Here is a 2,387-nt window from a genome sequence, read left to right as displayed (position 1 = left end):
CTGCCTGCCGGTGGCCTACGTCGGGGCCAAGCTCGGTCCCGCGGACCCGTTCAAGCTGCGGGTGGCGATGATCCCGGTCGTGGTGCTGATCGCCGGCGTGGTCGTCGCCGGCGTCGTCTCGCGGCGGCTGCCGGCCGACCTGGCCAGCGGCATCGGGGCCGGGCTGTTCGGCGGGTGGGTGGCGTTCACGCTGCGGGTGGCGCTGCACGGCACCCCCTACGGATTCGGCGGGCTGGTGAGTGACGCCGGCCGACTGGCGGCCATGGCTAACACCTACTCCCATGTGTGGTACAGCAGCGACGGGATCGTGCGGTCGGTGCCGTCGAACTACCCGCCGCTGTTCCCCTGGCTGGTGGGCCGCACCTCCGCGCTGATCAGCGTGCCTGCCTGGAAGCTGCTCGGCCCGGCCGAGGCAATCACCGTCTCCTTCGCGGTGATCGCCGGGTACATGCTCTGGCGGCGGCTGCTGCCCGGCCCGATTGCCCTGGCCCTAACGCTGCCGGTGCTGCTGTGCTTCTCGCTGGCGTCAAAGTCGTATGAGATCTTGGCGCTGGAGATATTCGTCCCGTGGGCGATAGCCACGTTCGGCGACCCGCCGCGGGGCCGGCTGCACTGGCTGCCAGCCGGCCTGATCGGCGGCCTGACCATTCTTTTGTACTGGGCGTTCATGATTTTCGGGGCGCTGGGCATCCTGGCGCTGACCGTGCTGACCTGGCGGGCCAGCCCGGACCGGGGGCGGTATGTCCGGCACCTTGTACTGACGGTGATCGTCGCCCTGGTCGTCGCTTCCTGGTACCTGGTCCCCTATCTGGGCTGGGGCTTCCTGCATGGGTCGAGCCAGGTTGAGTACCAGTACCAGGGCGGCGGGATCCAGGACAGCCCGCTGCTGTTCCTCACCCCGACTCCGCTCGGCGTCCTGCAGCTGATCGGCGTTATCGGGATGGTCTGGTACCGGGGCCGGGTGTGGTGGGGGAAACCGATGCTGCTGCTGACCGCCGGCATCTACGCTTACTGGCTGCTCGGCCTGGCCGCCTTTGTCCTGGTCGGCCGCCACCTGCTGGTGCAGGACACTCCCCGGCTGACAAGCCTGGTGTTGGCCTCGGCCGGGGTGCTCACCATCGCGCACACTGCCCCGCGCCTTGTGCGCCGGCTCACAGCAGGCACTGTGCCCGCCGGGCTGCCGACGCTCAGCCTGTGCCTGCTCATGATCTGGATCGCCGTCACCGCCTGGCAGGCGTGGATGCCGGGCGGTCCCGCCTCGGTGACCGGGCTCTATCAGCCCGCCGTGAGCGCTACGCCCAATGACGCGACCGCCGCTTTCATGACCCCGTTGCCCGACGGACGCTACTCGCCTGCCGCGCCCGCCAGCCTTCGCGGTGCATGGTTCCCCACCAAACCCATTAAGAAGGACGTGGACTCCGTGCTCGGCAAGGGCGCGAAACCGGTCACCCTGTCAAGCTCAGAGCACCTGTTCGCGTTCGTGAGGTGGCCGGGATATATCGCCGTCACCAGGAGCGCGGCTGGCATCGACACCAACTGGCCTGCCAGATACGCCGCCTTGCGCAAGCTTTCCCTCGTCACCGATCCGGACGCGTTCACCGACGCCTCCGAGCACACCGCGTTCGGCTCCGTCGACGTGTTCATTCTTCAGGCCACCGACGCGGCACACTGGTCCTGGAAGCCCTTTGACTCCGATGACCCCGACATCACCTTCACGCCCGCCCAGTTCAGCCCGCAAGCCTTCACCGTCTTCACCGATCTGCCGGGCAATTACGTGCTAGCCGTCCGGCAGCCACAGACAACTAGCTAACCGGAGCCGCACATGCCGAGCAACTGGCTTGACGGCCCCCCACGGATGGAATCATGCAGAAAGTTACCGGAGAATACGAAGCGCCCCCCAGGGACCCTGAATCCGCCGGCGACGGTACGGGTGGCACCGGCGGCACCGGCGGACGTCTCCTGAGTGTGAGCCCATCACTCGCGGCGCTCATCATCTGGATTGTCTGCCTGCCGGTGGCCTTCGGGCTGGCCTCGCTCGGTCCGGCCAACCCGTTCCTCCTGCGGGTCGCGATGGTTCCGGTCGTGGTCGCGATCGGCGGCGTGATCGTCGTCGGCATCGCCTCGCGGCGGCTGCCGGCCGACCTGGCCAGCGGCATCGGAGCCGGGCTGTTCGGCGGGTGGGTGGCGTTCACGCTGCGGGTGGCGCTGCACGGCACGCCCTTCGGTTTTGACGGTTTGGCTGGGGATGCGGGCCGGATGGCGGACATGGCCAACCGGTACGCCAGCACCTGGCGTAGCAGCGACGGGATCGTATCGACAGTGCCATCGCACTACCCGCCGCTGTTCCCCTGGCTGGTGGGCCGCACCTCCGCGCTGATCAACGTGCC

General features: G+C 68.4%; 2 protein-coding genes. Both read left to right on the top strand.

Annotation, left to right across the window (positions count from 1 at the left end; translation table 11 throughout):
- Positions 1–1,810, top strand: a 1,810-nt coding sequence (locus WA805_RS19205; RefSeq protein ID WP_425243019.1) for an arabinofuranosyltransferase, incomplete at its 5' end; no start/stop codon positions are given.
- Between the two features lie 155 nt (positions 1,811–1,965).
- Positions 1,966–2,387, top strand: a 422-nt coding sequence (locus WA805_RS19200) for a hypothetical protein (protein WP_425243018.1), incomplete at its 3' end; no start/stop codon positions are given.

This window comes from Trebonia sp. (assembly GCF_049794275.1).
In the GTDB taxonomy this organism is placed as follows: Bacteria; Actinomycetota; Actinomycetes; order Streptosporangiales; family Streptosporangiaceae; genus Trebonia.
The sequence above is the reverse complement of the archived record's forward strand: the minus strand, read 5'-3'. Positions and strand labels throughout refer to the sequence as shown.